This window comes from Microvirga lotononidis (genome assembly GCF_034627025.1).
GTDB classification, from domain to species: domain Bacteria; phylum Pseudomonadota; class Alphaproteobacteria; order Rhizobiales; family Beijerinckiaceae; genus Microvirga; species Microvirga lotononidis.
Map to the genome: position 1 here is coordinate 2,196,578 of NZ_CP141048.1, position 26,662 is coordinate 2,223,239.

The 26,662-nt window shown below is 64.7% G+C and carries 26 protein-coding genes; 12 read left to right on the forward strand and 14 right to left on the reverse strand.

Annotated elements, in window-relative coordinates:
* Nucleotide 1: 1 nt before the first annotated feature.
* Entirely contained in the window at nucleotides 2-796 is a 795-nt protein-coding gene (locus U0023_RS10430) for a class I SAM-dependent methyltransferase (RefSeq protein ID WP_009493265.1), read from the reverse strand.
* Nucleotides 797-910: 114 nt separating this feature from the next.
* Between U0023_RS10430 and gloB the strand changes: the two genes are divergently transcribed.
* Nucleotides 911-1,678, forward strand: coding sequence for a hydroxyacylglutathione hydrolase (gene gloB / locus U0023_RS10435; RefSeq protein ID WP_009493264.1), 768 nt, complete (start codon nucleotides 911-913; stop codon nucleotides 1,676-1,678).
* Between the two features lie 33 nt (nucleotides 1,679-1,711).
* Nucleotides 1,712-2,476: a GNAT family N-acetyltransferase gene (locus tag U0023_RS10440; RefSeq protein WP_009493263.1), complete on the forward strand. Its 765-nt coding sequence runs from the start codon at nucleotides 1,712-1,714 to the stop codon at nucleotides 2,474-2,476.
* On the opposite strand, the gene yddG is transcribed toward U0023_RS10440, so the two are convergent.
* The 4 genes from yddG to U0023_RS10460 all read right to left on the reverse strand — a co-directional run bounded on the left by yddG (nucleotide 2,448) and on the right by U0023_RS10460 (nucleotide 6,309).
* A complete protein-coding gene (gene yddG, locus U0023_RS10445; RefSeq protein WP_009493262.1) occupies nucleotides 2,448-3,323 on the reverse strand; it encodes an aromatic amino acid exporter YddG in 876 nt (291 codons plus the stop codon). The genes U0023_RS10440 and yddG overlap by 29 nt on opposite strands.
* Nucleotides 3,324-3,386: 63 nt before the next feature.
* A complete protein-coding gene (locus U0023_RS10450; RefSeq protein ID WP_009493261.1) occupies nucleotides 3,387-4,133 on the reverse strand; it encodes an SDR family NAD(P)-dependent oxidoreductase in 747 nt (248 codons plus the stop codon).
* Nucleotides 4,134-4,226: 93 nt separating this feature from the next.
* Nucleotides 4,227-4,952, reverse strand: coding sequence for an acetoacetyl-CoA reductase (phbB, locus tag U0023_RS10455; RefSeq protein WP_009493260.1), 726 nt, complete (start codon nucleotides 4,950-4,952; stop codon nucleotides 4,227-4,229).
* A gap of 178 nt (nucleotides 4,953-5,130) precedes the next feature.
* Nucleotides 5,131-6,309 carry an acetyl-CoA C-acetyltransferase gene (locus tag U0023_RS10460; RefSeq protein ID WP_009493259.1) on the reverse strand — a complete coding sequence of 393 codons (1,179 nt, stop codon included), beginning with the start codon at nucleotides 6,307-6,309 and terminating at the stop codon, nucleotides 5,131-5,133.
* Between the two features lie 235 nt (nucleotides 6,310-6,544).
* Between U0023_RS10460 and phaR the strand changes: the two genes are divergently transcribed.
* Both phaR and U0023_RS10470 read left to right on the forward strand, forming a co-directional pair.
* Entirely contained in the window at nucleotides 6,545-7,120 is a 576-nt protein-coding gene (gene phaR, locus U0023_RS10465; RefSeq protein ID WP_009493258.1) for a polyhydroxyalkanoate synthesis repressor PhaR, read from the forward strand.
* A 61-nt stretch (nucleotides 7,121-7,181) separates the two neighbouring features.
* Nucleotides 7,182-8,000, forward strand: a complete 819-nt coding sequence (locus tag U0023_RS10470) for an arylamine N-acetyltransferase family protein (RefSeq protein ID WP_009493257.1) — start codon at nucleotides 7,182-7,184, stop codon at nucleotides 7,998-8,000.
* 5 nt (nucleotides 8,001-8,005) lie between these two features.
* Here the strand turns inward: U0023_RS10470 and U0023_RS10475 are convergent, their stop codons facing one another.
* The 3 genes from U0023_RS10475 to mtgA all read right to left on the reverse strand — a co-directional run bounded on the left by U0023_RS10475 (nucleotide 8,006) and on the right by mtgA (nucleotide 11,021).
* The gene (locus U0023_RS10475) at nucleotides 8,006-9,637 is read right to left on the reverse strand and encodes a GGDEF domain-containing phosphodiesterase (protein ID WP_009493256.1); all 1,632 of its coding nucleotides are present in this window, start codon (nucleotides 9,635-9,637) and stop codon (nucleotides 8,006-8,008) included.
* A gap of 206 nt (nucleotides 9,638-9,843) precedes the next feature.
* A complete protein-coding gene (gene rpmF / locus U0023_RS10480) occupies nucleotides 9,844-10,029 on the reverse strand; it encodes a 50S ribosomal protein L32 (protein WP_009493255.1) in 186 nt (61 codons plus the stop codon).
* 200 nt (nucleotides 10,030-10,229) lie between these two features.
* Complete coding sequence (gene mtgA, locus U0023_RS10485) at nucleotides 10,230-11,021, reverse strand: monofunctional biosynthetic peptidoglycan transglycosylase (protein WP_154661254.1); 792 nt, start codon at nucleotides 11,019-11,021, stop codon at nucleotides 10,230-10,232.
* Between mtgA and U0023_RS10490 the strand changes: the two genes are divergently transcribed.
* Entirely contained in the window at nucleotides 11,020-11,946 is a 927-nt protein-coding gene (locus U0023_RS10490; RefSeq protein WP_009493253.1) for a polyprenyl synthetase family protein, read from the forward strand. The two genes, mtgA and U0023_RS10490, sit on opposite strands and share 2 nt — an antisense overlap.
* Before the next feature lie 600 nt (nucleotides 11,947-12,546).
* A complete protein-coding gene (locus U0023_RS10495) occupies nucleotides 12,547-13,617 on the forward strand; it encodes a calcium-binding protein (protein ID WP_009493252.1) in 1,071 nt (356 codons plus the stop codon).
* Nucleotides 13,618-13,791: 174 nt separating this feature from the next.
* Here U0023_RS10495 and U0023_RS10500 read toward each other — a convergent pair whose 3' ends face one another.
* The 5 genes from U0023_RS10500 to U0023_RS10520 form a co-directional block, all read right to left on the reverse strand.
* Nucleotides 13,792-14,337 carry a GNAT family N-acetyltransferase gene (locus tag U0023_RS10500; RefSeq protein ID WP_009493251.1) on the reverse strand — a complete coding sequence of 182 codons (546 nt, stop codon included), beginning with the start codon at nucleotides 14,335-14,337 and terminating at the stop codon, nucleotides 13,792-13,794.
* Between the two features lie 92 nt (nucleotides 14,338-14,429).
* Nucleotides 14,430-16,376 (reverse strand): potassium transporter Kup, encoded by a 1,947-nt coding sequence (locus tag U0023_RS10505; protein WP_009493250.1) that lies wholly within the window; start codon nucleotides 16,374-16,376, stop codon nucleotides 14,430-14,432.
* Between the two features lie 198 nt (nucleotides 16,377-16,574).
* A complete protein-coding gene (gene ispG, locus U0023_RS10510; protein WP_009493249.1) occupies nucleotides 16,575-17,861 on the reverse strand; it encodes a flavodoxin-dependent (E)-4-hydroxy-3-methylbut-2-enyl-diphosphate synthase in 1,287 nt (428 codons plus the stop codon).
* A 216-nt stretch (nucleotides 17,862-18,077) separates the two neighbouring features.
* On the reverse strand, nucleotides 18,078-18,728 hold the full coding sequence (locus U0023_RS10515; protein ID WP_009493248.1) for a class I SAM-dependent methyltransferase: 651 nt from the start codon (nucleotides 18,726-18,728) through the stop codon (nucleotides 18,078-18,080).
* The gene (locus U0023_RS10520) at nucleotides 18,725-19,876 is read right to left on the reverse strand and encodes a glycosyltransferase family 4 protein (RefSeq protein WP_009493247.1); all 1,152 of its coding nucleotides are present in this window, start codon (nucleotides 19,874-19,876) and stop codon (nucleotides 18,725-18,727) included. Before U0023_RS10520 ends, U0023_RS10515 begins: the two co-directional genes overlap by 4 nt.
* A gap of 109 nt (nucleotides 19,877-19,985) precedes the next feature.
* Here U0023_RS10520 and U0023_RS10525 point away from each other — a divergent pair, with 109 nt between their 5' ends.
* From U0023_RS10525 to cydB, 6 genes are all read left to right on the forward strand, one after another.
* Nucleotides 19,986-20,303 (forward strand): SemiSWEET family sugar transporter, encoded by a 318-nt coding sequence (locus U0023_RS10525; RefSeq protein WP_009493246.1) that lies wholly within the window; start codon nucleotides 19,986-19,988, stop codon nucleotides 20,301-20,303.
* Nucleotides 20,304-20,330: 27 nt separating this feature from the next.
* Nucleotides 20,331-21,497 (forward strand): DNA topoisomerase IB, encoded by a 1,167-nt coding sequence (locus U0023_RS10530; protein WP_009493245.1) that lies wholly within the window; start codon nucleotides 20,331-20,333, stop codon nucleotides 21,495-21,497.
* A 104-nt stretch (nucleotides 21,498-21,601) separates the two neighbouring features.
* A complete protein-coding gene (locus U0023_RS10535) occupies nucleotides 21,602-21,952 on the forward strand; it encodes a hypothetical protein (RefSeq protein WP_009493244.1) in 351 nt (116 codons plus the stop codon).
* Nucleotides 21,953-22,040: 88 nt separating this feature from the next.
* Nucleotides 22,041-22,919 (forward strand): MBL fold metallo-hydrolase, encoded by an 879-nt coding sequence (locus tag U0023_RS10540; RefSeq protein ID WP_009493243.1) that lies wholly within the window; start codon nucleotides 22,041-22,043, stop codon nucleotides 22,917-22,919.
* A 160-nt stretch (nucleotides 22,920-23,079) separates the two neighbouring features.
* Nucleotides 23,080-24,516 carry a cytochrome ubiquinol oxidase subunit I gene (locus tag U0023_RS10545; protein ID WP_009493242.1) on the forward strand — a complete coding sequence of 479 codons (1,437 nt, stop codon included), beginning with the start codon at nucleotides 23,080-23,082 and terminating at the stop codon, nucleotides 24,514-24,516.
* 11 nt (nucleotides 24,517-24,527) lie between these two features.
* Nucleotides 24,528-25,577, forward strand: coding sequence for a cytochrome d ubiquinol oxidase subunit II (gene cydB, locus U0023_RS10550; protein ID WP_009493241.1), 1,050 nt, complete (start codon nucleotides 24,528-24,530; stop codon nucleotides 25,575-25,577).
* A 199-nt stretch (nucleotides 25,578-25,776) separates the two neighbouring features.
* Here cydB and U0023_RS10555 read toward each other — a convergent pair whose 3' ends face one another.
* Nucleotides 25,777-26,619, reverse strand: coding sequence for a hypothetical protein (locus tag U0023_RS10555; RefSeq protein ID WP_009493239.1), 843 nt, complete (start codon nucleotides 26,617-26,619; stop codon nucleotides 25,777-25,779).
* Nucleotides 26,620-26,662 lie beyond the last annotated feature (43 nt).

Here is a 26,662-nt window from a genome sequence, read left to right on the forward strand (position 1 = left end):
GTCAAGTTGAGCCCTGTCTTACTCCCGTAAAACCCGGCGGAATCAAGGACGCCGGCGTCATTCGCGAGGCCGGGGCGGCCGGCGCCGGGACGAAAACGGGCGAGAGGCGGCGGGAGCGGCGCACCGTATGGACGGCTCCCGGCCGATAGAGCTGCTTCGTCGCCTCCACGATGTGAAGGCCCGCGAAGGGCAGCGAGAACCCGGCGCCGACCCGTTCCCAGGCCTGGGCGGTCTGGAGCAGGAAGCGGTTGCGCAAAGGCGGGACGTAGAGGGTCTCCGCCCAGCCTTCGGGGGAGAACCAGGTCTGTCTCATCAGGCTTTTGAGCTGCGAGCGGCTGTAGGGCTGCCCATAGCCGAAAGGGGTCGTGTCCATGCGCGCCCACAGGCCGCGCCGGTTGGGAGCCACCAGGATGATCCGCCCGCCCGGGGTGAGAATGCGCCAGATCTCGTGCAGGAGCTCGCTCGGGCTCTCCACCGTCTCCAGGGCGTGGACTACGAGGACGCGGTCGATGGAGGCGTCGGGCAGGGGCATCATCAGCGGATCGACGAGCGCCGAAGCCGAGGCACCGGTCCTGGGCCAGTTCACCACGCCCTGGTTCGCCGGCATGAAAGCCAGCGTCCGCTCGCTTTCGCCCTTTACGTCTGAGAGATAGGGGGGCGCATAGCCGAGGCCGAGCACGCGCAGGCCCGTGAGCGGACCCCAGAACCGGTCGATGGCGCGTCCGACGAATCGGCGCGTCACGGCTCCCAAGGGGCTGGCGTAAAAGCCGCGCAGATCGGTGATGTCGATGCTCATGGCCTCAACAGGATGCCTCTCGATCCCGTCCGCAAGGGATTGCGGGCTCCGGGTCTGGTTTCACGGGCCGACTGTTCCATGATAGCTCAGAACACATCAAGACAAGGTGCCTCGATGTCCGCCCAGATCCACGCCTTTCTCTGCCTCAAGGACAATATCGGTGTTCTGGTCCGCGATCCCAATACGGGAGCCTGCGCGGCCATCGATGCGCCGGAGGAGGGGGCCATTCTGGCGGCTCTCGCCCAGACCGGGTGGCAGCTCACCGACATCCTCGTCACGCACCGTCACGGCGATCACGTGGAGGGCGTGGAGCCTCTGAAGCGCCGCACGGGCTGCCGGGTCGTGGCCCCGGTCAAGGCACGCGAGGCGGTGCCGTCCGCCGATGCCTATGTGCGCGAGGGCGACACGGTGCATGTGGGCGGCCTTCAGGCGCATGTCTGGGAGACACCGGGCCATTGCCTCGACCACGTCTCCTACTGGTTCGCGGCGGATCGGGCGCTGTTCGCGGGCGACACCCTCTTCACCCTCGGCTGCGGGCGGATGTTCGAGGGAACCTACGCGGAGTTCTGGGCCACGCTCCAGCGTCTCGCTTCCCTGCCGGACGAGGCGCGGGTCTATTGCGGACACGATTACACGCTGTCCAATGCGCGTTTCGCGCTCGCCGCCGACCCGGACAACGAGGCTCTGAAGGCACGGGCGGCGGAGGCGGAAAAAGCCAAGACGCAGGGCCGTTTCCTCGTGCCGACGACCATCGCTCAGGAGAAGGCCACCAACCCTTTTTTACGGGCCGGGGAGCCTGCGCTCGCGAAATCCGTTCATAAGGAAGGAGCCTCGCCCGTGGAGGTGTTTCAGGCCTTGCGCGAATGGAAGAACGGGTTCTGATGAAGGCATGACCTTACGGGAGCCGACAGCCTCATGAACGACCACAGCCTCATCATCGGACTCGAGAGCCGTCTCCTGAACGCCTGGCCCTCGTTCGATTATCAGCTCTACGACGGCTGGGTCCTCCGTCTTGCGAACGGCTATTCCAAGCGCGCCAATTCCGCGACGCCCTTCCGGCCGGATATCGGCCTCGACGACGAGCTGCTCGACTACATGATCGGACGCTTCGTGGAGGCCAACGTGCGTCCCACCTTCCGCCTCAACGGGGTGGAGGCGCCCCAGGTGGACGAGTTGCTGAAGGAGCGGGGCTTCAAGGAGATCGAGCCGACGCATGTCCTCACGGTTCCGATCAAGGCCGGCGATTGCGAGAGCGATCCGGAAGTGAGTCTCGAGCCTCAGGCGTCCAAGCGCTGGGTGCGGGCGGCGGCGGAATCCTACGGCGGCGATAAGGCCGATGACGAGACCCTGATGAGGATCGTTTCGCGGATCCGTCAGAAGACGGCATACGCCACCTTAAGCCTCGACGAGCGGCCCGTAGCCTGGGGCCTGGGCGTCGTGGAGCGCGGCTATGTCGGCCTCTACGACATCGTGGTTGCGCCGGATCTGCGGGGCATCGGCCTGGGACGCCGCGTGGTGGCGAGCCTCATCGCCTGGGGCTGCCGGGAGGGCGCGCATACAGCCTACCTCCAGGTGCGCGAGGAAAATGAGATCGCCCGCGCGCTCTATGGCACGCTCGGCTTCGAGACCGCCTATCGCTACACCCACCGGGTCATGCCGGGACGTTCCTCTTCGGTGTGAGAGTCGCGACCAGGGCGCCGGCCACGATGAGGCCGCAGGCGAGGGCGAGCGTCAGGGTGGGCTCCGCGTAGCCGGCCACCACCAGCAGCAGGGTCGACAGGACCGGCGTCGCATAGGAGGCGACGCCGAGGAAGCGGATGTCGCCGCGCTTCATGCCGATGTCCCATACATAGAAGGCCGCCCCCACGGGGCCGAGGCCGAGCGCCAGGAGCGCGAGCCATTGCGTCGTCGTCTCGGGCCAGACCGTGGTTTCGAAGGCCAGGTGGCAGACGAGGCTCAGGAGCGAGGTCATGAGGCAGAAGCCCGCCACCGCATCGGTCGGCACCTGGCCGAAACGGCGGGAAAGCACCGAATAGCCTGCCCAGACGAAGGCGGCCACGAAGGCGCAGACGTAGCCCGGCATGTATTCGGCGCGAGCATCGAAGGCCCCGCGCCCGGCGATGAGCGTGATGACGCCGGCAAAACCGAGCAATGCCCCCAGGATGTGCGCCCGCCGCAGATGCTCGCCGGGCAGCAGCGAGGAGAACAGGACGATCAGCAAAGGCCAGAGATAGTTGATCAGGCCCGACTCGGCCGGCGGCGCCCAGCGCAGGGCGGCGAAATAGAGCGCGTGGTAGCCGAACAGACCGCCGATTCCCAAGGCCCAGACGACAGGCTTCTGGCGCAGGGCCTTGAGCCCCTGAGGCCGCACGATCCAGCTCCCCACGCCCACCAGTCCGCCGATGAGGAACGTCATGGCGTTGAGCTGGAACGGCGGGATCGTGCCGGTCGCCGCCGTGAACAGGGCGAGCATGGACCAGAGCAGGATGGCGATGAGGCCGATGGAGGTGGCGGTGCGAGTCGTCATGGCCGCCACCTACCATGTCTTCATCGAGGACGCGAAGGGCTGAAACGCGGCGGCCGGGAAATTCTAGTAGGTCGTGCGCCCGCCGCTCAGGTCGAAGGTGGCGGCCGTGGTGAAGGAGTTCTCCTCGGAGAGCATCCAGGCCACCATGGCGGCGATCTCGTGCAGCTCGGCGAAGCGGTCGCGCGGGATGCGCACGCGCATGTATTCGATGAATTCCGGCGTCAGGGAATCCAGGATCTTCGTCTTGGCCGTCGTCGGCGTAATGCAGTTCACCGCGATGCCCGTCTTGGCCAGCTCCTTGCCCAGCGACTTGGTGAGGCCGATGATCCCGGCCTTGGCGGCACTGTAGGCGGCGAGGTTCGGGTTGCCTTCCTTCCCGGCGACCGAGGAAATGTTGACGATGCGGCCGTAATCGTTCTCCTGCATGATCGGCACGATGGAGCGGCAGCAATTGAAGGTGCCGGTCAGGTTGACCTCGACGACGCTGCGCCACTCATCGACGGAGTACTCGGCGAGAGGCTTGACCGGTCCCGTGATCCCGGCCCCGTTCACCAGGCCGTCGATGCGCCCGAACGCGGCGCGGGTCTGCTGCGCGGCGTGCTCCACCGACAGGCTGTCGGAGACGTCGACGCTCAGGCCGAGGCAATCCTTGGAGAGCGCAGCGGCACTGGTCTGGGAATCGTCGAGACGAAGATCCCAGATGGCGACCCGGGCGCCCGACTGCACGAGGCGCTCGCCGATCGCATAGCCGATGCCGCGAGCTCCTCCCGTGATCACGACGGTTCGGCCCGCCATGTCGATGCGGTTCATGCCTCACATTCTCCGTATTGCAGGCAGGATAAGGCGCATCGTTCCGAAACCCGGCGCACAACAGGGGCCGGGTCCGGAACGATGCCGTGCGGATCAGGCCATGTATTGGCCGCCGTTGACGGACAGGGTCGAGCCGGTGACGAAGCCGGCCTCGTCGGCGGCCAGGAAGAGCACGCTGCGGGCGATTTCCTCGGCCTCGCCGAGGCGACCGACGGGAATGAGCGGCAGGATCTTCGACTTGAGAACCTCTTCGGGGACGGCCTTCACCATTTCCGTGGCGATGTAGCCCGGCGCGATCACGTTGACCGTGACGCCCTTATTGGCATTCTCCTGCGCCAGGGCCTTGGCGAAGCCGATCACGCCCGCCTTTGCGGCGGAATAGTTCGCCTGTCCCATCTGGCCCTTCTGGCCGTTGATGGACGAGATGATGATGATGCGTCCGAAACCGCGCTCGCGCATGCCCTCGATCACGGGGCGCGTGCAGGTGAACATGGAATCGAGATTGGTGCGGATCACGGCGGACCACTGGTCGTAGCTCATCTTGTGGAACATGCCGTCGCGGGTGATGCCCGCATTGTTGACCAGGATGTCGACCGGGCCGAGTTCGGCTTGGACCGTCTTGATGCCGCTCTCGCACGATGCCGCATCGGAAACGTCGAACTTGAAGACCGGGATTCCGGTCTCCTGCTTGAATTGGTTGGCCGCTTCGTCATTGCCGCCGTAATTGGCGGCAACCCTATAGCCCGCGTCCTTCAAGCCTTTTGAAATCGCGGCACCGATGCCGCGGGTGCCGCCGGTGACCAATGCAACACGCGCCATGCTGTTTCCTTCCCAAGACCGTTCCCGTGCGGATCTCTCGAGGATCCATTCATTGTCAGGCGGCTCGATCCGAGCCTCCTGCAATATAGCTTAGGATATTTGACGGAACGGGAAAGAGAGAAGCTCCGGAATTTCCGGAGCTTCATGACGTTTTAGCAGTTTGCGGGCTTCAGGCGGTTCAGCGCTCGAGGCACATGGCGACGCCCATGCCGCCGCCGATGCAGAGGGTGGCGAGACCCTTCTTGGCGTTGCGTCGGCCCATTTCGTGAAGCAGGGTCACGAGCACCCGGGCGCCCGACGCGCCAATCGGGTGGCCGATGGCGATGGCGCCGCCGTTCACGTTCACGATGGCCGGATCCCAGCCCATATCCTTGTTGACGGCGAGCGCCTGGGCGGCGAAGGCCTCGTTGGCCTCGACGAGTTCGAGGTCGGACACCTTCCAGCCAGCCTTCTCCAGCGCCTTGCGCGAGGACGGGATCGGGCCCGTGCCCATGATGGCCGGATCCACGCCGGCGGTCGCCCAGGAGGCGATGCGGGCGAGCGGGGTCAGGCCGCGCTTCTCGGCCTCGGCCTCCGTCATCAGCACGATGGCGGCAGCACCGTCATTGATGCCCGAGGCGTTGCCGGCCGTCACCGTACCGTCCTTGGAGAAGGCGGGGCGGAGCTTGGCCAACGATTCGACCGTGGTGCCGGCGCGGATGTACTCGTCCTGGTCCACGACGATGTCCCCCTTGCGGGAGGAAATCGTCACAGGGGTGATCTCGTCCTTGAAGCGGCCTTCCTTCTGGGCGGCCTCCGCCTTGTTCTGGGAGCCGGTGGCGAACTGGTCCTGCTCCTCGCGGGTGAGCTGCCAGCGCTGGGCCACGTTCTCGGCGGTGTTGCCCATGTGGTAGCCGTGGAAGGCATCCATCAGGCCGTCCTTGAGCATGGTGTCCACGAGCTTGAAATCGCCCATCTTGGTGCCGGCCCGCATATGGGCAGCGTGAGGCGCCAGCGACATGGATTCCTGTCCGCCCGCCACGATGATGGCGGCATCGCCGTTGGCGATCTGCTGCATGCCGATGGCGACCGTGCGCAGGCCCGAGCCGCAGAGCTGGTTGAGGCCCCAGGCAGTCTTTTCCTGCGGGACGCCCGCCGCCATGGCGGCTTGGCGGGCCGGGTTCTGGCCCTGGCCTGCGGTGAGGATCTGGCCGAGGATCACCTCGTCCACTTCTCCGCCTTCGACCTTGGCGCGCTCGAGGGCAGCCTTGATAGCGACGGCGCCGAGCTCATGAGCCGGGGTATTGGCGAAGGCGCCGTTGAACGAGCCGACGGGGGTGCGTGCCGCGCCGACGATGACGATCCTATCTCCGGCCATTCCTCTCTCCTCATGCTGATTGTCTGGTCGCAGAATGAATGTAGTGCCGGCTCGATCAAATCCCCAGGGGGTGGGATGTCAAGGACCGGATGCGCAACCCTGCTCCGACCCGTCTTAGACTTTTGGCGCTTTGATCGATCAGCATAAGGCTTATAATCATTAACGGTCGACATCCTGACGGATCGGGATCGGGGATGTCGTCCATGGTAGTTTTCCCGGGAGCGTATCGGGCGAAATGGCGACGGACAAACAACCGACGATCATCAAGAAATATGCCAACCGCCGCCTCTACCACACGGGCACATCCACCTACGTGACGCTGGAAGATCTGGCCGGCATGGTGCGCAAAGGCGAAGACTTCGTGGTCTATGACGCGAAGTCCGGCGAGGAGATCACCCGCTCGGTCCTGGCGCAGATCATCTTCGAGCAGGAGAACAAGGAAGGGCCGAACCTCCTGCCCGTCACGGTGCTCCGCCAGCTGATCCGCTTCTACGGCGACAGCATGCAGGCCTTGGTGCCCAGCTACCTCGAATTTTCCATGAACAACCTGTCCCAGGAACAGCAGAAGCTCCGCGAGCAGATGGCGCAGACCTTCGGGCCCGGGGCCTTTCAGGCCATGGAGGAGCAGGTGCGCAAGAACATGGGCTTCTTCACGGAAGCAATGCGCATGTTCTCGCCTTTCCCTCAGGCGTCGTCCGGGACGTCCGAGACGAAGCCGGCGGCCAAGAGCGAGGAAACGAACGATCTCGACCGCCTGAAGCAGCAGATGGCCGACATGCAGGCCAAGCTCGACAAGCTGGCCACCAAATAGGTCTTTGAGATGGAATAACGGTGCTGTAGGGTGATGCACCTGCCATCACGTCCGACAGCCTATGATTTCCGTTGAACGATACCTTGATCGCATCGGCCATCGCGGAGCGCTGATTGCAACCGAGGACACGCTGGCGTCGCTGCATGCGGCTCACAGCGAAGCCATCCCTTTCGAGAATCTCGACATTCACCTCGGCAAGGCGCTTTCCAGCGACATCGCGGCGCTTTTCGCAAAGATGGTGCTCCACAGGCGGGGCGGATACTGCTTCGAGCAGAACGGCCTGTTCGCCGCGATGCTGGAAAGGATCGGCTTCAAGGTACGGCCGGTTCTGGGCCGGACGACTTTCGGCGCCAAGGCTCCGCGCCCGCGAGGACATCTTCTCTCGCTGGTGGAGACGGGCGGGCGGACGTGGATTGCCGATGTGGGATTCGGGGGGCACGGGCTTCTTGAACCGGTGCCGTTCGAAATGGGCCGTTCACATCGGGCCGGAGGCGAAACCTACCGCGTGATCGCCTCAGGCAATAGGGGCCTCGAACTGGAGATGCAGACCCCGGACGGGTGGGTCTCTCTCTATTGGTTCGACGAGATGCCTTGCTATCCGGTCGATGTGGACGTGATGAATTTCTATCACTCGCATTCGATGGATTCGTTCTTCTACAACAACCGCGTCGTTGCTTCGGCGCGGCGGGACCGCCGCCTGATGTTGACCAACAACGAGATGAAGATCGTTCGCGGCGGCGATGTCGAGATCCGGCTCATAGAGGATGAAGCAACCTATCTGAGAGTTCTGCTGGATGACTTCGATATCGAGCTCCCGCCGGATGCTCATGCCGAGTTGAGACCCCACCCCTCGATCGGGCCCGCCAGCCAAGTGGCCTGAGCTCCTTACATCGCGGCCTTTTTCAGCATCCGCCGGAGGCTCAGGGGCTGCGCGACGATCTCCGGCTCCCCGAACAGGGCCCCCTCCAGGTAATCCACGCCCCAGGCGGAGAGCAGGTGGGCGGTGGCCTCGTCATCCACCCATTCCGCCGCCGTGGCGATGCCGAGGTGCTGGGCCCTGTCGATCAGGGTCCTGACGGTGAGGCGGTCGTCGGTCGAGCGCTTGAGCGGCTGGATGAAGACGCCGTCGATCTTGAGAATGTCGACGGGCAGCATCCGCAGTTGATCCTGCGTCACGTAGCCTGCCCCGAAGCCGTTGAGCGCGAGGCCGACGCCTAAGGCCTTCATGGCATGGAGGCGGCCCAGAACGGCCCGTGGCTCGGCCAGGGCAGCCTCGGGAACTTCGACGATGAGGCGCGACTCGATGCCGGGCCGGGCACCGAGATGGGCCGCCAGCATGGGCAGCCATTCGGCATCCTGCAGGGTCCTGACGGAGACCGGCAGCGCCAGACGCCGATCGGGATGGTCTCTCAGGTGATCGGCCGCCAGCTCCAGCATGCGCCCGTCGACGAGGAGGGCGAGGTTCGTGTCCTTGAGCTTCGGCACCGGGCCGAGCAGGAGCGGGTGGTCTCCAGAGCCCGCGAGGGCGGCATAGGCCTGCATCAGGGCAGGCACACGGCTTTGGGCCTCCACCACCGGCTGGCAGGCAAGAGCGAGGCTCCGGCTGTTGAGGGCGTCGACCCAGTCGAACGGGGCCTGCTCCGCCGCCGGCGAGGGAGCCTTCGGGCGCGCGTCGTAGAGCCTGCAGGCTTCCCCGTGCTCGAGACTCGAGGCCAGGGCCTGCTCGGCGAAGCGCAGCAGCTTGGTGGCCTTGAAGGTATGGTCCGGCGCACAGGCCGCTCCCAGGTTCAGCGAGGCAACGGCCGGGTGATCCTCGATGAGCCCGGCGAGGCGCTTCATGGCGCTCGGAGCATCGGCGGCCGGGCAGCAGGTCAGGGTCAGGGCGAAGCGCTGGGGCTCGAGGATGGTGAAGAGGTCATGGCGGCGCATCATCGGACGCACCTTCCGGGCGATCTCCGTCATCGCGTCGGCCCCCGCATCGTCGAGGGCCCCGACGATCAGGGTGCAGGTCTGGGACACTCTCAGGGCTTCATTGATGCCGTTCTGGATGCTGCACAGGAGCTCCGAGCGCTGTTTCAGCATCGCGGGCAGCAGATCCCGCGCACTCGGAACCGGGTCGAGGCGCAACTGGCCACGGGCGAAGGCCGGGTGTCCATGGATATCCGGCTGCCAGCGTCCCGCGTCCTCGACCATCGTCACCCGGTCGGGTTCGAAGCGCAGGGCATACCGGGTTTCGTAGGCGCCGCCCCGAGCCTCGGCAGAGGCAATGGCGTCCCGGCGGGACAACCCGCAGCCGGGTTCGATCATGTGGGAGAAGCCTTGGCCCGTCTTCGGCAGATCTTTCGCCGGCACGCCGAGGATTTCGGCCGCGCCGGGCCCCCAGGTCAGGGCGTCGGATTGCAGATCCCAGGCATAGGTGAGGCTCGCCGTGGAGCGCAAAGGGCTCCGCGAGGCTTGGCGTCGCGGCCGGGAAACGCCCTTGAAAAGCCCCGTCCGGCCCTGCCCCTTCGTCGCCATCACACTCAACCCTCGAAATACGCACGACCCGGGAACGGCCAAAGTGCCTGCACAAGCCTGACTGCCCGGGAAATCAAGGGATACAGGATCCGCCCCTACGCTTAATGAAGGGTAAAAAGCGAAAGGAAATCAGGATGTTTGGGGATTGCGGGCATAAAAAAACCGGCGCTTGGGGCGCCGGTTCGGATCGTCGCATGTTGCGTCGATTACGCGTCGGTCTTCACCTTGAGAACCTGACGGCCACGATACATGCCGGTCTTCAGGTCAACATGGTGAGGGCGGCGCAGCTCGCCGGAATCCTTGTCCTCGATGTAGGTCGGGGCCTGCAAGGCATCGGCGGAGCGACGCATTCCGCGCCGCGAAGGCGACGTTTTTCTTTTTGGAACGGCCATTTCTCGTCTCCGGTTAAAATAGCGGAGCGCCCGCTCAACCGGGGAACGCTCACATCTCAAACTTGATGAGGTTGCGCCTCATACAAGGTCTTTGGGGAAATATCTAGTCCCTCGAAGCAATCCGAGGGTTTTTCATTGCCGCAGGGGCTCTCGCGCATCGGATCCAGAACGGGATCTGCACCCTGGGGCCGAACGATGCGCTACCGCTTGAGGCAATCGCTGAAAGGCGCGGCCCGCTCCATGCGCGCCTGGAGCTGACCCGCCAGGGACCGATGGCCGGGCCGCGGCCGGGCCGGGTTGCGGACCAGGGGATTGGGGAGAGCCCGCGCCAGGAGGGCCGCCTCCTGACGGGTCAGATTCTTGGCAGGTTTGCGGAAATAGGTCCGGGCGGCCGTCTCGACTCCGAAGATTCCGTCGCCCCATTCGGCGACGTTGAGATAGACCTCCATCATCTTCCGCTTCGACCAGATCAGGTCGAGATAGAGGGCGACCGGGATTTCCAGCCCCTTGCGGAGATAGGAGCGGCTTGGCCACAGAAACAGATTTTTCGCCACCTGCATGGGAATGGTCGAAGCGCCACGGGACGGTCCGTCCCCGTCGGCAGCCTCCACCACGTCCCAGAGCGCGCCCCAATCCACGCCGTTATGCTCGCAGAAGCGACTGTCCTCGGACGTCATGACCGCGAGCGGGAGGTTCGGAGAGATCTCGTCTAGGCCGACGAAGGTCCTCTCGACAGGCTGCAGGGTGAGCCAGCGCCCGAGCATCAGAGTCGAGGCCGGCGGCACGGCCCAGTACAAAAGGCCTAGCCAAAAGACTGCCCCGACCCATAAGAGAATGAGACCAAGGCCGATCTGAACGAGTCGGCGGAAAAAGCGGGCGACCGTCATCGGCTTCCGCGGCCGCCCCGACCGCAGTGTCCATTTCGGCCTCGCTCGTTCATCAACGCTCCCCTCGGGCGGAGCGGCGGCTCCATCCGAATTCAGGCTCATCATGACGCCATCCACCAGCACTTTCACGACCCGGCTCACCGATGCCGCGAGGATTGTCGAAGCAAATCTCGAAGCCTTGCTATCAGACAATGCCGTCCCCGGCGAGCTTGCCCGTCCGCCGCGCCTCATGGCCGCCATGCGTCACGCCGTCTTGGGAGGCGGCAAGCGCCTGCGTCCTTTCCTGACCATCGAGGCGGCGCGCCTCTTCGGGGTGGAAGGGCAGGGCCCCCTCAGGGCAGGCTGCGCGGTCGAGCTCCTGCATTGTTACTCCCTGGTGCATGACGACCTGCCGTCCATGGACGACGACGACCTGCGCCGGGGGCGCCCGACCGTGCACAAGGCTTATGACGAGGCCACGGCCATCCTGGTGGGCGATGCCCTGCAAACTCTCGCCTTCGAGGTCCTCGCCGATCCGGCGACGGCCGGCGATGCGGCCATCCGTTCCGACCTCGTGCTCGGCCTCGCCCGCGCCTCGGGCCTGGGCGGCATGGTCGGGGGACAGCTGCTCGACCTGACCGCGGAGGGACGCTACGGAACCGTCACCATGGGCGAAGCCGATGTGCGGCTGCTCCAGATGATGAAGACCGGCGCCATGCTGACGTTCTCCGTCGAGGCGGGCGTGATCCTGGGACAGGCCGATGCGGCGGCGCGCGGCAGGCTCATCGAATACGGACGCGCGCTCGGAGCGGCCTTTCAGGTCGCGGACGACATCCTCGACCGCGAGGCGACCTCGGAAACCCTCGGGAAACGCACCGGCAAGGATCAGGAGAAGGGGAAAGCCACCCTCGTCGATCTGCTCGGGATGGAGGGCGCACGCGGCGAGTGCCGGCAGCTCGTGGAGAGGGCTGAAAGCGCGCTCGACGCGTTCGGCCCGCAAGCGCAGACTTTGCGCGAAGCGGTGCGCTTCGTGGTCGAACGTCAGGTTTGAACGGGACCCCTTGGCCGACACGATCGCGCAGAGGCGAATCTGATCTGAATCGGGCTCGCCCATCGCTTCCCGGGCCGCTCGTCCCGCAAAAACGCAGTCCTCCGTTCACTGCGAAGCTAAGCCATTGAACTATTATGGATAATCGCGCAGCGGCCGCGGCAAGCGTTGCAGCCGCAAGGATCGTCGTGGCCGCGTCGGCTCAGGCGGCTTCTGCAGCTTGTCGAAGGATCGATCCGGGAGACGATCATCGTGATGAAAGGATAGGATCCACAGAGATTGCTTGTGTAATGAGCAGCTTCGCTCACGGATCGCAACGACTGGGTGCGCAACGGCCGCGCCTCGCCGGAATGCGGCGACCATTGCCCTGCGGATTGGCACGCGAAAATCGCGCCGTTCGATCACTTGCGACGAAGGCGTAACCCCGAAGCTACCAAGCTCTTTACGCCTGTGAAAATCACGCGAGTTGATTCACACTCTTCTCAGCCTGGCACCGAGAGTCGATGCAATCGTGAGGTGCGCCCGACCATCGACAGAGCGCGTCGATCGGAGACATTGGGTTGGGCTTCTTACCCCGGGGGCTTGGATCAACGGGAGGAATAGATGGCCACAGCGTTCCGCGTAAACATGACCGGAAGTCAAGTCGTGCCGTCGACGAACTCAACAGCGACAGGTGTCGGGACGGTGATCTATGACAGCATCGCCGTCACGGCTTCCTACACGTTCAGGGTATCGGGCCTCGACTTCGGGTCCGTGACGGGCACCGGACCTCAGACGGCCGATCCCAATGACGATGTCACGGGTTTCCATTTCCATATCGGTCCGGCAGGCTCCAACGCCGATCTCGTTTTCGGTCAGATCAACCCTGACCAGGACCCCAATCTGAAGATTACCCCCAACAGCGACGGGTCCTGGACCTTGAGCGGCGTTTGGGATCCGGCGGATCCGGCCAGCTTCTGGATCGTGGGGCTCGCCAGCCTCCTCAAATTCAGTCCCCCCGGGTTCGATGCGCCTTTCTATACGGATGCCACGACATCGGGCTTTCCGAATGGCGCGATCCGGGGACAATGGTTCGCGATTTCCAACGACAACAGCAATACGGTCAGGGGCACGGCCGATGCCGACTTCCTGCCAGGCCTCGGCGGCAACGACAGCATCTTCGGCCGGGCGGGGAACGATCTGCTGGACGGTGGCCGGGGCAACGACAGGCTGTTCGGTGAAAGCGGCAACGACACCCTGATCGGCGGTCCGGGGAACGACCGGCTCGATGGAGGGATCGGCAATGACAGCCTGTCCGGAGGCACTGGCCGCGACACTCTCAACGGCGGCCTCGGCAACGATATCCTGAACGGCGGACGCGGGGCGGATGCCTTCGTGTTCAATTCCGCCCTGGGCAGCAGTAACATCGACACCATCCGGGACTTCAACCCCGCTTCCGATACGATCCAGCTGGCCAGTTCCGTCTTTGTAGGACTGCCCAAAGGCGTCCTGACGGCCGACGCCTTCCATATCGGAACGGCAGCCGCCCATACCACCGACCGCATCATCTACGACACTGCGACGGGAGCCCTTTATTACGATGCCGATGGTACCGGCACGGCCTCGGCCCAGGTACAATTCGCGACCGTCGAAGGAAATCCGGCCCTGACCCGGGCCGATTTTCTCATCATCTGAGCGGTCGGGCGAGAGCATCGGACCCAACAGCGGACCTGTATTTTTGGGACCGATCCGATGCTCCGCTCTTGGAAGAGCGCATCTGTTCGACACGGCCCTGCGGGGTCGCACGATGCGCCAAACGCGACGCGGAGCCCGACCGGCTCCGCAAGCAAGCGCGAACGGCGCCAATTTTCAAGCCGTCGGCACCCAGAACGTCAGCTTGATGTGACCAGGGCGGCGGTTGTGCGGGAGGGAGCCTGCGGGCACGCCGCCATTGGCGAGAATGACCTTTCGCGAGGCCTCGTTGTCGTCGTCGCAGGTGATCAGCACCCGCGAGAAACCTTCCGAGCGGCAGACCGGCAGGATCATGCGGAGCGCCTGCGTGGCATAGCCGCGCCGCTGCTTCCAGGGTACGACGGTATAGCCGATATGGCCGTAGATGGCGACCGGCAGATCCTCCGTTCCCCGTTGGAACCGAAACCCGATTCGACCGCAGAATTCCCCGTCGCTGATCCAGAAGTCGTGGGCCGGAAGACGCGGCACTTCGCGGCCGTCCGGCAGCAGGACCGTGGGGCTGTTGTAGAGGTCGTGAAGGAAGCGCTCGGGGTTGCGCCCGAGCTGGAGAAGCTGCTCGCGGCTGATATCCTGGTCCGTGTTGGGGGACCAGCCCCGCTCCAGAGCATCGGCGTAGAAGGGAAGCCAGTCCAGTCTTGGACGAATGAGAGCGATGTCGGTCATGGATTGCCCAAACTGACACCGCGCGATCTCGAGGGCAACAGGCCCTCAAGCATCGGATCCGGAAGTCTAGGTCCACGTGTGGGTCCGGTGCGTTAGACCGTCACCTGCGTGCCGACCTCCACCACGCGTCCGGTCGGGATCTGGAAGAAGTCCGTGGCGTCGCTCGCCGATTTCGCCAGGCTGATGAAGAGCTTGTCCTGCCAGAGCGGCATGCCCGACTGGCTGGCGGGGCGGATCGAGCGGCGTGACAGGAAGAACGATGTCGCCATGATGTCGAACTTGAAGCCCTGCTTGCGCAGGATCGCGAGGCCGCGCGGGATGTTGGGCGTTTCCATGTAGCCGTAGCTCAGACGGATGCGCCAGAACGAATCCCCCACATGCTCGAGGGTCACGCGGTCCTCGTCCTCGACCCGGGGAACGTCCGCACTGTTGACGGTGAGGATCACGTTCTTCTCGTGCAGGACCTTGTTGTGCTTGAGGTTGTGCAGGAGGGCGGCCGGCGCCGTGTCCGGATCGCTGGTCAGGAACACGGCCGTGCCCTTGACCCGGTGCGGCGGGCTCTTCTCCAGCATCTGCACCAGTTCGAGGAACGGCACGTCGATCTTGCGGGTCTTCTCGAACAGGATCCGGGTTCCCTTCACCCAGGTCCACATGACGACGAAGAAGACGCTCGCGATGATCAGCGGGACATAGCCGCCGTCGAGCAGCTTGACCAGGTTCGACGAGAGGAAGGTAAGGTCGATCAGCAGCAGGGGAATCATGATGAGCCCGGTCTTCGCCGGACCCCAGCCCCAGCTCCGGCTCATCACCAGGCAGGCGAGCAGGGTGGTGACCACCATGGTGCCGAAGACCGCGATGCCGTAGGCGCTGGCGAGGCTGCTGGAAGAGCCGAAGAGCAGCACGAGGCCGACGACGGCACCCAGGAGCAGCCAGTTCACCCGGGGCAGGTAGATCTGCCCCTGGTGCGTCTCCGAGGTGAAGCGAACCTCCAGGCGCGGCAGCAGGCCGAGCTGAACGGCCTGCCGGGTCAGCGAAAAGGCGCCGGTAATCACGGCCTGGCTCGCCACGATGGTCGCGAGCGTCGCAAGGATCACCAGGGGCAGGAGCAGCCACGGCGGGGCCAGGAGGAAGAACGGGTTGGTAATGGCTTCCGGGTTGGACAGGACGAGGGCGCCCTGACCGAGATAGTTCAGCGCCAGCGCGGGGAAGACGACGCTGCCCCAGGCCACGCGGATCGGATTGCGGCCGAAATGGCCGAGATCCGCATAAAGCGCCTCGGCTCCGGTCACGGCAAGGCAGACGCTGCCGAGGATGGCGAAGGCCGTGCCAGGGTGAGTCAGGAGAAAGGACACGCCGTAATAGGGGTTGAAGGCCAGGAGCACTTCCCAATCGTCGGCGATATGGATGAGGCCGAGGCCCGCCATGGAGATGAACCACAGGAGCGTGAGCGGGCCGAAGAAGGCCGCCACCTTGCCGGTGCCGCGGCTTTGTACAGTGAATAGGGCGATAAGGATGACCAGGGCGCCGGGCAGGACATAGGCATCGAAGGAAGGCGTGACGAGCTTCAGGCCTTCAAGGGCCGAAAGCACCGAGATCGCTGGCGTGATGGCGGCGTCGCCGTAGAACAGGGCCGCTCCGGCCATCCCCATCATGAGCACCGGCAGGCTGCGCCGTCCGAGCGCGCGCTGCGCTAAGGCGACCAGGGTCAGTGAACCGCCTTCGCCCTTGTTGTCGGCTCGCAGGAGGAGCAGGACATACTTGACCGAAACCGTGAGGATCAGCGCCCAGAGTAGGAGCGACAGGATGCTGATCACCAGTTCGCGAGTCAAGGGAACGGGAGTGCCATGGTGTCCACCGGTGGCGGCCATCACCGTCTCCCGCATGGCGTAGAGCGGGCTGGTACCGATATCTCCATAAACGACGCCGATGGCGCCGAGGGTCAGGGTCCAGAAGCTCGCCTTGGAATGGCTGTCCGGTAAGGTGGCCTCAGGTACAGGGGAATCTGCATGTCCTGGGGCAACGGCGTTCTGTTGTGCCATGTGTGCTTTTCTTCGCGGACGTGCCCGCAGACGGCCCTTGTTGAAACACCCTGCAAACGACGAAGGGCAGCTCGATCTCCGCCCATTTCTCCAGAGAGCGCAGCGGCCGTCACTGCCGGCGCGGCGCGCTCTCTAGCACATCGCGCTTTAGCTTAAAAACGGAATTTCGCCCGAGGTTCCATGGCCCCGCTTGCCGACTCACTCGGCGGCGTCGCGTCCGGGCTGGCCATAGTTCCTCTCGATATAGTCGAGGACGATCTTCTGGAAGTCCTGGGCCAGGGTCGGGCCGCGCAGGGTCATGGCCTTGCGACCGTCGATGAAGACCGGGGCAGCTGGCTGCTCGCCGGTGCCGGGGAGGGAGATGCCGATATTGGCATGCTTCGACTCGCCTGGACCGTTCACGATGCAGCCCATCACGGCCACGTTCAGGTTCTCGACGCCGGGATAGGTCCGGCGCCATTCAGGCATGGAGGTGGAGATCCAGCTCTGGATGTCCCGGGCCAGCTCCTGGAAAACCGACGAGGTGGTGCGTCCGCAGCCGGGGCAGGCGGCGACCAGCGGCACGAAGGTGCGGAAGCCCATGGTCTGGAGCAGCTCCTGGGCCGTCTTGACCTCCAGGGTCCGGTCTCCGCCCGGCTCCGGGGTCAGGGAATAACGAATCGTGTCGCCGATGCCCTGCTGGAGCAGGATGCCCATGGCGGCGGACGAGGCCACGATGCCCTTCGTGCCCATGCCGGCCTCGGTGAGGCCGAGGTGGATGGCGTAATCGGACCGGCGGGCGAGATCCTGGTAGACGGCGATCAGGTCCTGCACGGCCGAAACCTTCGCCGACAGGATGATACGGTCCTTGCCCAGGCCGATCTCCTCCGCGCGGGCGGCGGAGAGCAGGGCCGACTGGATCATGGCCTCGCGGGTGACCCAGCGCATGTCGCGCGGGTTCGCGGAGGCCGCGTTCTCGTTCATGAGATGGGTCAGCAGCTCCTGGTCGAGCGACCCCCAATTGGCCCCGATGCGCACCGCCTTGCCGTAACGGATCGCCTGCTCGACGATGGCCCCGAACTGCCTGTCCTTCTTCTCCCTGAAGCCCACATTGCCCGGATTGATGCGGTATTTGGCGAGAGCCTCGGCGCAGGCCGGATGGTCGGCGAGGAGCTGGTGGCCGATATAGTGGAAGTCGCCGACCAGCGGCACGTCGATACCAAGCCGGTCGAGCCTCTCGCGGATCCTGGGCACCGCGGCGGCGGCCTCGTCCCGGTCCACGGTGATCCGCACGATCTCCGAACCCGCCCGGGCGAGCGCGGCGACCTGCTTCACGGTCGCGTCCACGTCCGCCGTATCGGTGTTGGTCATCGACTGGACCACGATCGGCGCACCGCCCCCGACCATGACGGAGCCCACGCGCACGCCGACCGTGTGGTGACGGGGGGCGGGACCGGCGAGGCTCTCAGGGGCGGAGGAGGTCTCGGGAGACGAGGTGAGGGACATGCTGCAATCCAGGACGGCAACTCCAGGCTGCCGCCGTTTAGCTGATGCCAAATGCCTTCTTCGTCAAGCGCGGCCTGAAGCCTCGGACCCAAAAGTGGAGACCACTTTTGGGCTTCATCCGATGCTCATTCTCTTGGCTGCCGCATCGTTGGGCGTGAAAACCGGGCCCACTTTTCCGCCCGATGCGCTGGAGCCTCGGATGCAAACGGGAGCCGATTACGGCTGCCGGAAGCGCCAGACGTTGGATTTCTTGATGTCGGCGTCTTCGAGGGTGCGGGTCACGGGAACCTCGTAGGCGGCAAGAATCTCCAGCCGGTCCTTGGGCAGGTAGCTGCGCCCAGGATCGCCGATCAGCACCGTGGCACCCCTCTCGCTCAAGGAGAACAGCCATTGGATGACCCGCTCGGCGAGATCGCGCTCGTAGCAGATGTCGCCGGCCAGCACCGTATCCCAGCCTCTGTCCTGACCAACGATGTCCGCCTGGAGCGGAGTGATCGGAACGCCATTGGCCGACGCATTGATGTTAATCGCCGCAATGGCGAAGGAATCGATGTCGCAGGCGGTGACCTCCGCGGCGCCCCCTTTCATGGCCGCGATGGCGACGAGCCCCGAGCCCGAGGCGAAATCGAGCACATGCCGCCCGCGCACCGTCTCCGGATTGTCGAGGACGTAGCGGGCGAGCGCCTGCCCGCCCGCCCAGGCAAATGCCCAGAACGGCGGCGGCAGGCCGATCTCGCCAAGCTCCTCTTCGGTCTTCTGCCAAAGCTCCGTCGCTTCATCGGCCACGTGCAGGGAAATTTCCGGTGCGTAGGGCACGGGGCGAAGGCGGGTCTCGGACCGGATGAAAGCGGCAGGATCGGCAATCATGAGGCGAGCATGGCGCGATAGAGATCTTTGACGGTGTCGATGACGTCCCGCTCCGTGAAGCCGTCGAGAACCCGGGCGCGGGCGGCCTCGCCCATAAGGGCGACGCGATCGGGCTCGCGGGACAGGGTCACGAGGGCCTCGGCGAGGCCTGCCGCGTCGCCGGGAGAGACGAGGAGCCCTTCGACGCCGTCCCGCACCAGCGTGCGGCATCCGGGGACATCCGTGGTGACGATGGCCCGGCCACAGGCGGCGGCCTCCAGCAGCGTCCGCGGCAGGCCCTCGCCGCCCCGCGAGGGGAGGCAGGCGACATGGTGCTCGCGCCAGACGGCGGCTACGTCCCTGGTTGCTCCATACCAGGAGATGCCGGGCCCGGCGCTCCAGGTCTTCAGCGTGTCCACTGGGATCGCCTTCGGGTTCGAGGGATCGGGGGCGCCGTAGAGGGACAGCTCGACGGCCGCGCCCTGCGCCCTTGCGGCCCGCACGGCATCCACCGCCACGTCGATCCCCTTGGACCAGAGCATGCGCGCCACCACCGCGACCTTGAGCGGCGGCTGCGGCGGCAGGGGGGTGGGCCTGAGAACATCCGGATCGATGCCGGCGCCGCCAAGGATCGTGACGCGGTCGCTCGCGGGGTCGAGGCCGAGAAGCTTGGGATCATCCGTGTTCTCGAAGACGTAGCGAGTCTTGTTCGTCTCCAGGCCGCGCACGAGCAGGCGCACGGCCCGCTGCGACAGGCGCGCGATCATGTCCTTGCGCGCGCCCAGGAAGCCGGAACCGGTCAGCGCATAGACCCGACGGGGGATGCCTGCCATGGCGGCGGCAAAGCCTCCGACCAGGATGCCCTTGAGCGCTATGCAATGGACGAGGTCCGCCTTCTCGCTCTTCAGGATCGCGGCCAGCTGTCCGGCGGCATAGCCCGCCGCCATGGGGTTCAGGCTGCGCCGCTCGGCCTCGAGCGGGATCACCCTGGCGCCCGTGGCTTCGATCACGTCCCGATGCGAGCGCACACGGGTCACGACGGCAACATCCAACCCGAGTTCGCGCGCGGCCCTGGCCATGGGCAGGAAGTGGGAGGCGAAGAACCAGTCCTCGGTGATCACGAAGACGAGCTTGCGGCCCTGGACATCAGGCTTAGGAAAGGAAGACAAGGAACAATCCAGATGAAACGGTTTCGCCCTTCTACCCTCCGTCAGGGGCAAAAGGGAACTCCCTGGATCGGGACCCGTTGCCGTCAACTTGTTACAGGGAGACAAAAACATGCCGGATTGGCTGCCGACCCTCCTGGCGACGATTGCCGGCATTCTCTCGACCTTGAGCTTCGTCCCGCAGGTGATCAAGGCTTGGCGGGAGCGGGACACGAAAGCCATTTCGAAGCACATGTACATGGTCACGGTCACGGCCTTCGTGCTGTGGTCGAGCTACGGGTATCTGATCGGCAGCTGGCCCGTGATGATCTTCAACCTGTTAAGCTTGGGCCTGAGCGCCACCATCCTGGTCTTCAAGATCCGCAACGACCGACGCAAGGCCCAAGGCACACAGTCGCACAGGGAACCCGGACTGGCGCGGCCCGGTTGACGTTCTGCACCTCGATCAAGGCTTCCCATGCTGGACCCGAACGCCACCACCGAAAACATCGTCGATCCTCGCGATGCCGCCGAGACGGCGGGTCTGCGCTACGTCTCCGACGAGGAGCCCGGCATCCGGCGCAAGAAGTCCGGCAAAGGTTTCACCTATACCAAGCCGGACGGCAAGAAAGTGGAGGACGAGGCGACGCTCGATCGCATCCGGTCGCTCGCGATCCCGCCGGCCTATACGGATGTGTGGATCTGCGCGAGGGCCAACGGCCATATCCAGGCGACGGGCCGCGACGCCAAAGGGCGCAAGCAATACCGCTACCACAGCGCCTTCCGTGAGGTTCGGGAGAGCACGAAATACGAGCATATGATCGAATTCGCCAAGGGCCTGCCGGCGATCCGCAAGACCATCGACGAGCATATGAGCCTGCGGGGCCTGCCACGGGAAAAGGTGCTGGCGACGGTGGTGCATCTCCTGGAGACCACGCTCATCCGCGTCGGCAACTCGGACTACGTCAAGCAGAACAAGAGCTATGGCCTCACCACCCTGCGCGACCCGCACGTGAAGGTGGACGGCAGTGAGCTGCGCTTCCAGTTCAAGGGCAAGAGCGGCAAGACGTGGCGCCTGCAGGTCAAGGACCGGCGGATCGCCAGGATCGTGAAGGCCTGCCAGGATCTGCCGGGACAGGATCTGTTCCAATATCTCGATGAGGATGGCCGACAGCAATCGATCGCCTCGGCCGATGTGAACGCCTACCTGAAGGAGATCACCGGACGCGACATCACGGCGAAGGATTTCCGCACCTGGGCCGGAACCGTGCTGGCGGCGCTCGCCCTTGCAGAATTCGAGGATTTCGACAGCGATGCGAAGGCCAAGAAGAACATCCGCGCCGCCATCGAGAAGGTCTCCTCGCGCCTGGGTAACACGCCGAGCATCTGCCGCCAATGCTACGTGCACCCGGAGATCTTCGCCAGCTATCTCGACGGAAGCCTGCTGTTGGACATCAAGCAGGAGATCGAGACGGAGCTGCGCGAGGATCTCTCCAGCCTCAAACCCGAGGAAGCCGCCGTCCTGGCCCTGCTGGAGCAGCGCCTCTCCCGTGAGGTCGAGAAGCATGCGGAGGAGACGCCCGCCAAGAAGCGTCGCGCTTCGGCGGGGCGAAAGCACAAGGCTCAACCCGAGATGCGGGTTTGAGGAGCGGGCCGGTTCAAGGCCGATGATGGCGTAGAGGTGTCACAGCACCTTGACCCCTCGCGTCTCACATGCTCATCCCATCCGGTCAACTGGAACCGAGTGAGATGAGCCGTCCACTGCCGTCAATCGCCGCCGCCATGATCTTCCTCGCCGGCCTCGTCGTGGGCGGAACGGTGCCATCGACCGCACAGGAGCCGCAACCTCAAAGCTGGCCCGAGGTGAAGTGCGCCCGCTACAAGAAGGCGTGGTCGGAGGCACTTGCCCATCGCGGCATGAAGGGCTTGAGCCGGGACTTCATCGAGCGTCACGACACTTTCCTGGCTTCTGGCTGCACGACGAAGGGCGATGTCTGCCCACGTTCTGCGGAGGAACTCGACCTCGCCAACATGATGGTGGTTGCCGCCATGAATGCCGGAACGGCGAGCACATTCCCGCCCTTCTCATGCCGCAAGTGAAGGGCCGACCCGTCGACATGGTCGGCGCGAACATTTCGCAGCTTCACCCGTTAGGGCTTCGCCACTCCGATTTCAGCGAGGCCAATCCATGCGCGTTCATCATCTCAATTGCGGCTGCATGTGTCCCGTGGGGGGAAGGCTTTGGGATGGCGCAAGCCGCGGTCTGACCGGGCATCTGATCTGCCATTGCCTGCTCGTCGAGACGGACAACAGCGGCCTCGTTCTTGTCGATACGGGGTTCGGCTCAAGGGATGTGGAGGATCCTTATGGGCGCATCAGCCCGCTTTTCATCCACACCAACCGGATCCAGCTGGAGCATCGATACACAGCTCTGGAGCAGGTGAGGAGCCTCGGCTTTTCACCTCGCGACGTGCGCCACATCGTTCTAACCCACCTCGATTTCGACCACGCCGGCGGCCTTGAGGATTTTCCGGACGCGACCGTTCATATCCTGCGCGCGGAGATCGAAGAGGCCGAGGTGAGGCACGGCTTCATCCATCGACGCCGCTACAGCCCCGGCCAATGGGACGAGGTGCGGGACTGGCGTTTCTACGATCCGACGGGTGAGGGGTGGTTCGGCTTCCGTTCCGTGCGCGACCTCGACGGATTGCCGCCCGAGATCCTGATGATCCCGCTCCCGGGTCACACCATGGGTCATGCCGGAATCGCCATCGAAACGCCGGAGGGCTGGCTGCTGAATGCGGGCGACGCATATTTTCATCGTCACGAGATGGATGAAGACCCGTCCTGCACGCCGGGGCTTCGCGCCTATCAGACCTTGATGGAGGAGGACCGGCCGCTGCGCCTCCACAACCAGGAACGGCTGCGCGCATTAGCCAACGACGAACCCGGCAACGTGAAGATCTTTTGCAGCCATGACCCGATCGAGTTCGAGGCGCTGCAGCGCCTGAGCACGGGATGGCGGCCGATCTCCACGCCCTACAGTCCCCATCTGCGGGCCCATTGAACCACGAAAGCATGGTTGACGGAGGAACTCTGGTCCGCTGTTGAAATGCGAGGAATCCGGAATGGAACTGTCTCCACGCTCGTGGAAACAGCTCCTCCCCCTGGTCACTGCCGGCCGTCGCCCTAAAAGCAGGCAGGTAGGCCGATAAGGGGACACGGAAATGGAATTCGATGCCCTGTTGCTCTCGCGCATCCAGTTCGCGTTTACGATCGCCTTTCACATCATCTTCCCGGCCTTCACCATCGGTCTTGCCAGCTGGCTCGCTGCGTTGGAATTCAACTGGCTCCGCACGGGCGACCCGCTTTATCGCAATCTCTTCCGCTTCTGGGTCAAGGTCTTCGCCGTTTCCTTCGGCCTCGGCGTCGTGTCCGGGATCGTGATGAGCTACCAGTTCGGAACGAACTGGTCGCGCTTCTCCGAATTCACCGGCAACGTGCTCGGGCCCGTCATCGCCTACGAGGTGATCACCGCGTTCTTCCTGGAGGCGGCCTTCCTGGGCATCATGCTCTTCGGCTGGGAAAGAGTCGGCGACCGCCTGCATTTCTTCGCCACCTGCATGGTGGCCTTGGGAACCCTGATTTCGGCCTTCTGGATCCTTTCCGCCAATTCCTGGATGCAGACGCCCGATGGGTTCGCCATCGAGAACGGCAAGGCCGTTCCGGTCGACTGGTTCAAGGTCGTCTTCAATCCGTCCTTCCCGCTTCGCTATGCGCATATGGTCATGGGCTGCTACCTGACGACGGCTTTCGCGGTCGCCGGCATGTCCGCCTGGATGCTGCTCCGGCATCCCCACGATGCGCCGGCCGCGAAGCTCGCCGCCTCGCGGCGTTCCATGTCGATGGCGCTGTGGTTCGCCACCATCTTCGTTCCGGTGCAGATCCTGATCGGCGATCTTCACGGCCTCGGCGTGCTGAAATATCAGCCGACGAAACTGGCGGCCATCGAGGGCAACTGGGACCGCATGGCGAACATGCCGCTTCGTCTTTTCGCTCTTCCCGACGAGGTCGCGGAAACGAACCATTACGAAATCGCCGTTCCGAAGATCGGGAGCTGGGTTCTGACCCACGCTTTCGACGGCGTCGTGCCCGGCCTGAAGGACGTGGCACCGAACAATCGCCCGCCGGTCTGGCCGGTCTTCTTCTCCTTCCGCATCATGGTCGCCATCGGATTCGCGATGCTCGGCGTCGGGCTGTGGAGCCTGTATCTGCGCTGGAAGGGTACGCTGTTCACCAACCGAACCTTCCTGACCGTGGCCATGATCATGACGCCGTCCGGTTTCGGGGCCGTGCTCTTCGGCTGGTTCGTCGCGGAGATAGGCCGCCAGCCTTATGTGGTCTACGGCCAACTGCGCACGGCCGATGCGGTGTCGCCCGTCATGGCCGGAGCGGTGACCGCATCGCTCCTGATCTTCATCGCCGTCTATGCCTTCGTGTTCGGCTTCGGCTCCTACTATCTCGCCAAGCTCCTGCGGCGTGGCCCGGATCCGGTCGAGGATATCCGCGGAGACGATCTCGGCAAGAAGCCGAAGCGTCCGCTCTCGGTGCCGGACGAAGGAATCGAAGGGCGGTCGGGCCATCGCGCGCAGCCGGCGGAATAGGAGGGCGGGGCATGTTCGGTTTCGGAATGGAACACGAAGGACTGGCCTTCTGGCTGCCGTTGATCTGGGCGGGCCTGATCGCGGTCGCCGTCGCCATGTACGTGATCGTCGATGGGTTCGACCTCGGCGTCGGCATCCTCTTCAAGGCAGCCGGAAGCGAGAATTGGCGCGACCGGATGATGTTTTCGGTCGCGCCTATCTGGGACGGCAACGAGACCTGGCTCATTCTCGGCGGCGGCGGACTCTTCGCCGTGTTCCACATCGCCTATGCGGTGCTGATGCCGGCGCTCTACGTGCCGATCATCCTCATGCTGATCGCGCTGATCTTTCGCGGTGTCGCCTTCGAGTTCCGGTTCAAGGCGGAACGGTCGAAATTCCTGTGGGACAACGCCTTCTTCTTCGGCTCGCTGCTGGCGACGTTCTTCCAGGGCATGGTGCTGGGCGCCTTCGTGCAGGGCTTTCCCACCGACGGCCGCCAGTTCACCGGCGGCACCCTCGATTTCCTGACGCCCTTCAGCGTGCTCACCGGCATCAGCCTGATCTGCGGCTACGGGCTTCTCGGGGCGACCTGGTGCGTGATGAAGACCACGGGGGAACTGGAAATCTGGGCGCGCCGCATGGCGGTGCGCTTTCTCCTCGCCACCGTTCTGGCCATGGCGATCGTCTCGGTATGGGTGCCGTTCTTGGGAAGGCAGATCGAGACACGCTGGTTCACCTGGCCGAACATCGCCTTCCTCGCGCCGATCCCGCTGGTCACGGCCTATGTGGCCTACAGGCTCTTCCGCGACCTGGAGGAGGGCCGGCATGTGAGGCCGTTCTTCCTGGCGATTTCGCTGTTCCTGCTGGGCTATCTCGGTCTCGGCGTCAGCCTCTTTCCCTTCATCGTGCCGCCGAGCCTCACGATCTGGGACACCGCCAACACCGTTCATTCCCAGCTCTTCGCGCTGGTGGGCTTCGCCATCGTGCTGCCGATCACCTTCGCCTACACGGCCTACGCCTACTACGTCTTCCGCGGCAAGGTCGCCGAGGAGATTTCGGGCGGCGGCTATGGGTATCATTGATGCAGGCTGAGATGGATCGCCCGCCGGAAACGCGCTCGAAACGTCTTCTCTGGTTCGTCATGATGTATGTGGCGAGCCTCGCGGTCTTCGCGGTGCTCGTCTACGGCCTGAGGGGCATCATTCCCCATTAGGACATTCTTCGGCGAGCCGGAGCCGATCCGCCGAAAGGCGAGATGATTCCACGCCGGTGGAAACAGCTCTAACGATACGCGCCGATGAAGCCCTTGTCGGTGACGACGACCCAGCGGGCGCCGCGACGCTCGATGGCTTCGATGCGGCCGACGCCGGGAAGCAGGCCGCCGGGCATGACCTCGTAGAGGCGGCGATTGCGGTTCTCGACGAGGGCCGCCCCGTCATAGACTTCCCGAAGCACCCATCCGTCCACGGGTTCGCTTTTCACCGGCTTTGGCGTGGGGACTTCCTCGCGCAAGGCCGCTTCGGTCACCGGAGGCGCGACGGGCGTCGCCGGCTTCGCGTTCTGTTCCGCCAGAGCCGTCATGATCTGGCTTTCCATCCGGCCCAGCCTCTCCTCAAGGGAGGAGAGCTTCTTGCCCGGCTCCTGCAGGCCGATGGTCAGGCGCTCGACCTTGTCCGACAGCTCCGTTCGTTCCGAGGCCGAGGATGTGGACGCGGTGTGCTCGACGTCCTTGAACGCGACGACGGTCTCCCGAAGGGCCTCCAGGTCGGTGCTCAATCGGGCGAGGATCTCCTGGCTGCGGGCGGTCTCGGTTTCGAGACGCCGGATGGCGTCCTGATTGGCCAATGTTCCCATGTAGGACGCGGCCCAGCCGGCCCCGACGAGGAGCAGGGCCACCGCGGCCTGTCCCAGGAACCTGGCGGGAGATGCCCGACGGCCTGCTGCTGCGGCTTCGTCAGTCCCGACCTTGGGAGAGGGGTCGGGCTTCAGGCCGAGCTTCGCGCTTCGGATGGCCTGTTCCAGGGCCGCGCTGGCGGCAGGGTCGATCTGGATCGGAGTGTGCGACGCGGCACCGGCCTGCTCGGCCGCTTCGCCACGGTCCTGAGAACGTATGTTGATGTCCATATTCCGACCTCATTTCCAGGTCAGAGAGCATTAACCCTGAAAG